The 5726-nt window shown below is 64.7% G+C and carries 6 protein-coding genes and 1 pseudogene; 6 read left to right on the top strand and 1 reads right to left on the bottom strand.

From position 1 onward, the window contains the following. Window positions 1-203 (bottom strand): disk-shape morphogenesis protein volactin (locus PGX04_RS26190; RefSeq protein ID WP_273741176.1); only part of this gene is annotated, 203 nt, incomplete at its 3' end. A gap of 273 nt (window positions 204-476) precedes the next feature. Here PGX04_RS26190 and PGX04_RS26185 point away from each other — a divergent pair. The 6 genes and pseudogenes from PGX04_RS26185 to PGX04_RS26160 all read left to right on the top strand — a co-directional run. Beyond that, the gene (locus PGX04_RS26185; RefSeq protein WP_273741175.1) at window positions 477-1988 is read left to right on the top strand and encodes a phosphoenolpyruvate carboxykinase (ATP); all 1512 of its coding nucleotides are present in this window, start codon (window positions 477-479) and stop codon (window positions 1986-1988) included. A 135-nt stretch (window positions 1989-2123) separates the two neighbouring features. After that, complete coding sequence (locus PGX04_RS26180; protein WP_273741174.1) at window positions 2124-2315, top strand: HEWD family protein; 192 nt, start codon at window positions 2124-2126, stop codon at window positions 2313-2315. 110 nt (window positions 2316-2425) lie between these two features. Then, window positions 2426-2728 (top strand): divalent-cation tolerance protein CutA, encoded by a 303-nt coding sequence (gene cutA, locus PGX04_RS26175; RefSeq protein ID WP_273741173.1) that lies wholly within the window; start codon window positions 2426-2428, stop codon window positions 2726-2728. Window positions 2729-2801: 73 nt separating this feature from the next. Beyond that, window positions 2802-2933, top strand: a pseudogene (locus PGX04_RS34805) (ArsR family transcriptional regulator); the annotation flags it as partial. Between the two features lie 174 nt (window positions 2934-3107). After that, window positions 3108-4025 carry an ABC transporter ATP-binding protein gene (locus tag PGX04_RS26165; RefSeq protein ID WP_273741171.1) on the top strand — a complete coding sequence of 306 codons (918 nt, stop codon included), beginning with the start codon at window positions 3108-3110 and terminating at the stop codon, window positions 4023-4025. Then, on the top strand, window positions 4022-5726 hold a 1705-nt coding region (locus PGX04_RS26160; protein ID WP_273741170.1), incomplete at its 3' end, for an ABC transporter permease family protein. The genes PGX04_RS26165 and PGX04_RS26160, both read left to right, overlap by 4 nt.

Genomic DNA, 5726 nt, shown 5'->3' with positions numbered 1-5726 from the left:
GCGACCGCTCGAGCGGCAGCGCCGACCGCGTGCGTCGTTCCGTCCCCACGGACGGTGCTGCCGGCTTCCGAAAGCCCGGCCACCTCGAGCGTCGCATCGTCGACCGGTACCACGACCGGCGGGACCGAATCGATCGTCGGGCCGTCGCCAGCGTCGGTGGCGACTCGGATCGCCCCCGGTCCGATGTCGAGACCGTAATGCATGCCCTCGGCAACTCGAACCACCCTATTGGAAGTTGCCCCCGCAGTACCAGATGTGAAAATCGGCTCGCTTCGAGAAAATTCTCGAGAATTATCTCACATCTGAGTACTTGTGAGCCACCTGCACACGGGCCATTTGTCGAGAGAGTCGAAATCGGTATTCCCGTCCGTTACGGGGTCACAGACGGCATACGTCACCTCGTTCCTGGAGAGTCCGTAGCACACGACGAGAGAAATCCTCACGTTTAACTATCAGGATGGTGGTGGGTTACGTGTATGTCTGAAACCGGGACGGAGTCCCGTCCACTGGTCCGTCAGCTTCCGGATCCGACCACAGCGTCGAACGTCCGGTACAATCCGTCGCTCGAGGAACTCCGCGAACTCGCCGATCCCGACGAGACGACGACCGAGTTCGGGTCGGCGTCGTACGTCAGCGAGGTTCGTTCGCGGAGTGCGGATCGGACGAAGAACACCGTCGACGACGAGTTCACCGACCGCGATCACGAACTCGTCGACGACGCCATCGATCTCGCGGGCGAGCGCGAGATGCTCTGCGTCGATCGACTGATGGGACGCCACCCGGACGCGACCTTCTGTTGTCGCCTCTTCGTCCCCGTCGAGCACGCTCGGATCGCCTACGCGTGGGCGTCCCTGTTCGATCCGTCCGACGGGCGGGATCCCGACCTCTACACCGTCCACCTGCCCGACTACGATGAAACCGAGATCCGCGTCCTGCCCGATACCGGCGTGACGACCGTCCTCGGCACGGACTACATCGGTGAAGCCAAGAAATCGTTCCTCCGGCTGTTCATGTATCGGATCAAACAGCAGGGTGGCCTCGGACTCCACGCGGGCAGCAAGCGCGCCCGCGTCCGAGACGACGACGGTGAACTCCAGACCGTCGGGCAAGTCTTCATGGGTCTCTCCGCGACCGGGAAGTCCACGCTGACCTCCCACGGCTGCTGGCTCGAGGAACCGGAAGGAACCGCTATGCTTCAGGACGACGTCTGCGGCCTCCTCTCCGACGGCACCGTCGCCGGCAGCGAGGGGGAGGGACTGTTCATCAAGACGATCGGCCTCGGCGAGGACGAGCAACCCGAACTCTACGAGGCCGCGACCGCCGAATCGGCGATCCTCGAGAACGTCGCGGTCGACGACGACGGCACCGTCCACTTCGACGAGGACCGGTACACCGCCAACTCGCGAGCGATCGTCCAGCGCGACGAACTCGAGAGCGCCGCCGACGAGATCGACCTCGGCCGGATGGATCAGCTCTTCTTCATCACCCGAAACCCGCTGATGCCGCCGGTGGCCAAACTCAATGAAGAACAGGCCGCCGTCGCGTTCATGCTCGGCGAGTCGATCGAAACCAGCGCGGGCGACCCGGCGCGCGCCGGCGAGTCGATCCGCGTCGTCGGAACGAACCCCTTCATCATCGGCTCGGAAGGCGAGGAGGGGAACATCTTCCACGAGCTGATCGATCTTCTCGATATCGACTGTTACGTCATCAACACGGGCTATCTCGGCGAGCAATCGAAAGATATCGGTGTCACCGAGTCCGTGACGATCCTCACCGAGGCCGCTCGCGGCACCATCGAGTGGACCGACGACGAGCGAACGAACCTGACGATCCCCGACTCGATCCCGGGGCTCGACATCGAGGACTACTACGTGCCGGACCACGTCGACGACTACGAGGGCGCGCTCGCGGACCTGCGCGCCGAGCGTCGCGACTACCTCGCCGAGTTCGACGACCTCCGCCAGGAGATCGAAGACGCCGTCTACTGAGCGGTCGATCGTCGCTCGAGAGTCGCTGCAAGCGCGGGACACCCGATTTTCAGACCTGATATCACCCCCGATCGACGGGGCAGCACTTGCCGCACACGAATACCGTTATATGTGTCGAGTTCTCACGGTTCGGTAATGAGCGCACAGGTACGAAAACCGACCGCGAGAGTCTGCGAAGAGTGCGGTCGCGGCGAAGTATGGGACGAAACCCTCGAGGCGTGGCAACTCGCTCGCGAAGACGGCGAGAAACAGGTCGGCAATCCACACTGCATTCACGAGTGGGACATCAACGGCACGTTCAATCCGGTCGATGGTCCGGATAGCTGAGCGAACCTGACACCCGGTCGCCCCGATACCCGGTCGACCCCGTCACGACGAACGGTCGTTCCCCGCACCGTGACAGCAGCCTTTTCTCCGTCTCGAGCGTCGCTTCATCCATGCCGACCGTCTACATCACGGCGCCGCCAGCGGCGGCCGACGACATCGTCGAGACACTGGTCGAGGAGCGACTCGCCGCCTGCGTGAATCGACTGTCGACGAGCTCGACGTATCGGTGGGAAGATGAGATCCACCGCGACGACGAGGCGATTCTCCTCGCGAAGACGACCGACGAGGCGTACGACGATCTCGTCGCACGCGTCCGCGATCTACATCCCTACGACGTGCCCTGTCTCGAGCGATTCGACGAGGACGACGTCCTCGAGGCGTTCGCGACGTGGCGAGCGGAGAGCGTCAAATAATGCGCTGCCGCATTATGACGAGCTATCGCTGGACTATAATATAAAATGAGATATTTTATAATATTTTTAAGGTATCGACAAACGGCAACAGCGGACGCCCGACAGTAGCGGGTTCTACACGTACTATCGACCGACTGCAATGGGTCGTGGGATCCTCGAGCACGGCGTCGGCGAGTTGATGCGGCGCGAACGCGAGTTCAACGACGTCTCCGCCTCCCGTCGTCTGCCAGCTCACTTCTCACCGTCTCATTCCACCGTGCGACTGCCGCTCGTTCTGGGTGCCTCGATCGTCTGATAGCCGACCCTGATCTGGTACCCGGCCCTGACTGTCACTGGCCGCTAGACTTTACTGGGGTGGCTCCCTCAGTCGCGCTATCCAATGGCTATACTCGAAGTAGACGACCTCCGGAAGGAGTACGGCGGCTTCGTCGCCGTCGAGGGCAGCTCCTTCGACATCGAGCGCGGCGAGGTCTTCGGCGTCGTCGGCCCCAACGGCGCGGGCAAGACGACGACGCTAAAGATGCTGGCCGGGCTGATCGAACCCACCGCCGGCACCGCCGTCGTCGCCGGCCACACCCCCGGCGAGCCCGCGATGCAGCGCCGCCTGGGCTTCCTCCCCGAGGAGTCGCCGCTGTACGAGGAGATGACCGCGATCGACTACCTCGAGTTCTTCGCCGATCTCTACGATGTACCCCGCGACGTTGCCCGCGAGCGAATCCACGACTCGCTGGATCGCCTCGACCTCGAGCACCGCGACAGGAAGATCGGCAACATGTCGAAGGGCATGCAGCGGAAGGTCGCGATCGCGCGGGCCCTCGTGAACGACCCCGACGTGCTGATCTTCGACGAGCCGGCGTCGGGGCTGGATCCGCTGACGACCAACTACATCATCGAGTTCACCGAGGAACTGAGCGACGAGGGGAAGACGGTCGTCTTCAGCGCGCACAACCTCTTCCACGTCGAGAGCATCTGCGATCGGATCGTCATCATGAACGACGGCCGGATCGTCGCCCGCGGCACGCTCGAGGAGATCCGGGACGCCCACGGCGGCACCGAGTATCACGTGTACGCGACCGAAGACGGCAGCGAGGGCCTGACTGACGCCGGCTCGCCGATCGGTGTGAGCCACGAGAACGGGCAGGTCCGCCACGTCGTCGGCGATATGACGGCCGTCGACGCCGTCCGAGAGACCGTCGAGGCGGCCGGTGGCCGCATCACCGATATCCAGACGAAGACCCCGAGTCTGGAGGATATCTTCCTCGAGGTGGCGAGCGAGCCGTTGGAGGCCGAGACGTGAACGACGGCCGTCTCCGCGGGATCGTCTCGCGCACGGCCCGGATCGCTCGCTGGGAGGTCGCCCGGAGCGCCGGCACCGTCGATCGGAAGACCGGGCTCGTCCTCGCCGTGATGCTACTCGCGGTCGGGACCGCCGGCTTCACGGTCGCCGACGAGGGGCTCGGCCTCGAGCGGGAGATCTACACGGTCGGCGTCGACGAGGACAGTCGGTACTACGACGTGGCCGTCGACAGCGAGCAGTTTCGGCCCGTCCCGCTCGAGGACGTTACGACCGACGCTGGTGACGGAAACGCCGGCACCATCGCCGTACGCGACGAGGCGTCCGTCGACGTGGTCGTGACTCGAGATGGCCGGATCGGTCACCTCGGCGACAACGGCGCAGCCGCCTACGACGCGTTTCGCGAGTCCGTCGAGTCGTACAACGGGAAGCTGATGGACGAAGAAGCCGACCAGGCGGCCGCGTACCCGGTGCTCGTCTCGATCGAGTATCAGCAGCGCGATCTCGGCGGGGAGACCGATTCCGGAACCGGTGACGGAGACGGAAACGGAGCAGGGGACGGAACCGATAGCGGAGACGGGACGAACGGCGGAAGCGGGGACGGAACCGGCGGGAACACGGACGGGAGCACCGGAGACGAATCCGGGGCGGACGGATCCGGTGGAAGCGGGTCCGACGGCACCGGTGGAAGCGGAACCGACGGCGGAGACGGCCGAACGCAGGTCCCGAACGTCGGCGACGGATCGACGTCATCGACGGCACCGGACCGCCCCGGCTCGATTTCGCCGCCGTTCCCGTTCGAATCGCTCGTGCTCGCGTTCCTCTTCGTCGTCCCGATGAACTTCGTCATTCAGGCCTACGGGAGCACGATCATGGACGAGCGGGTCAAACGCCGCGGCGAACTGCTGCTCGTCTCGCCGGCCTCGAGCCGCGAGATCGTCGCGGGGAAGACTCTCCCGTACGTGCTCGGGCTCGTCGGGGTCGTCATCGCGATCGCGTGGGTGATCGAGGGCGGGCCGATCGCGGTCGCGGCGGCGCTGCCGATCGCCCTGCTCTTCCTCGCGGCCACGTTCGTCGGTGCGATGCTCGCCCGCTCGTTCAAGGAACTCACCTTCGTGACGGTCACGATCAGCGTCTTCCTGACGACGTACACGTTCATTCCGGCGGTCTTCGCCGACGTGAACGCTATCGCGTTGATCTCGCCGCTGACGCTGGTCGTGATGGACCTCCAGAACGAGTCGGTCCGACTCGGCGAGTACCTGTTCTCGACCGGCCCCTTCTACCTCGGCGCGGCCGTCTGTTTCCTGCTCGGAATCGGCGTCTACCGCGAGGAAGACATGTTCGCCCAGAAACCGATCCCGGCCAAAGTCGTCGACGCGATCGCGAGCCGAATCCGCGGCCGCCGGAGCGTCTTCCTGCTGTCGATCCTGTTCATTCCGTTCGTCTTCGCGAGTCAGCTCCTCGCGGTCGCCCTGCTGTTCGTCGTCCCCCAGGCGATCGCCGTGCCGCTGATCATCATCCTCGCGGCGACGGTCGAGGAGATCGAGAAGAGCGTGCACGTCTACGCCGGCTTCGCCCGCTCGCGCTTCGAGCCGTCGCTGCGTACCGCCGCGGTGCTCGGTGCGCTCTCCGGAGCCGGCTTCTTCGTCGGCGAGAAGCTCACCCACGTCGTCCAGTTCGTGGGCCTCCCCGATCTCCCGGTCG

This window comes from Natrinema soli (assembly GCF_028618695.1).
This window is presented reverse-complemented; position numbering and strand designations above follow the sequence as displayed.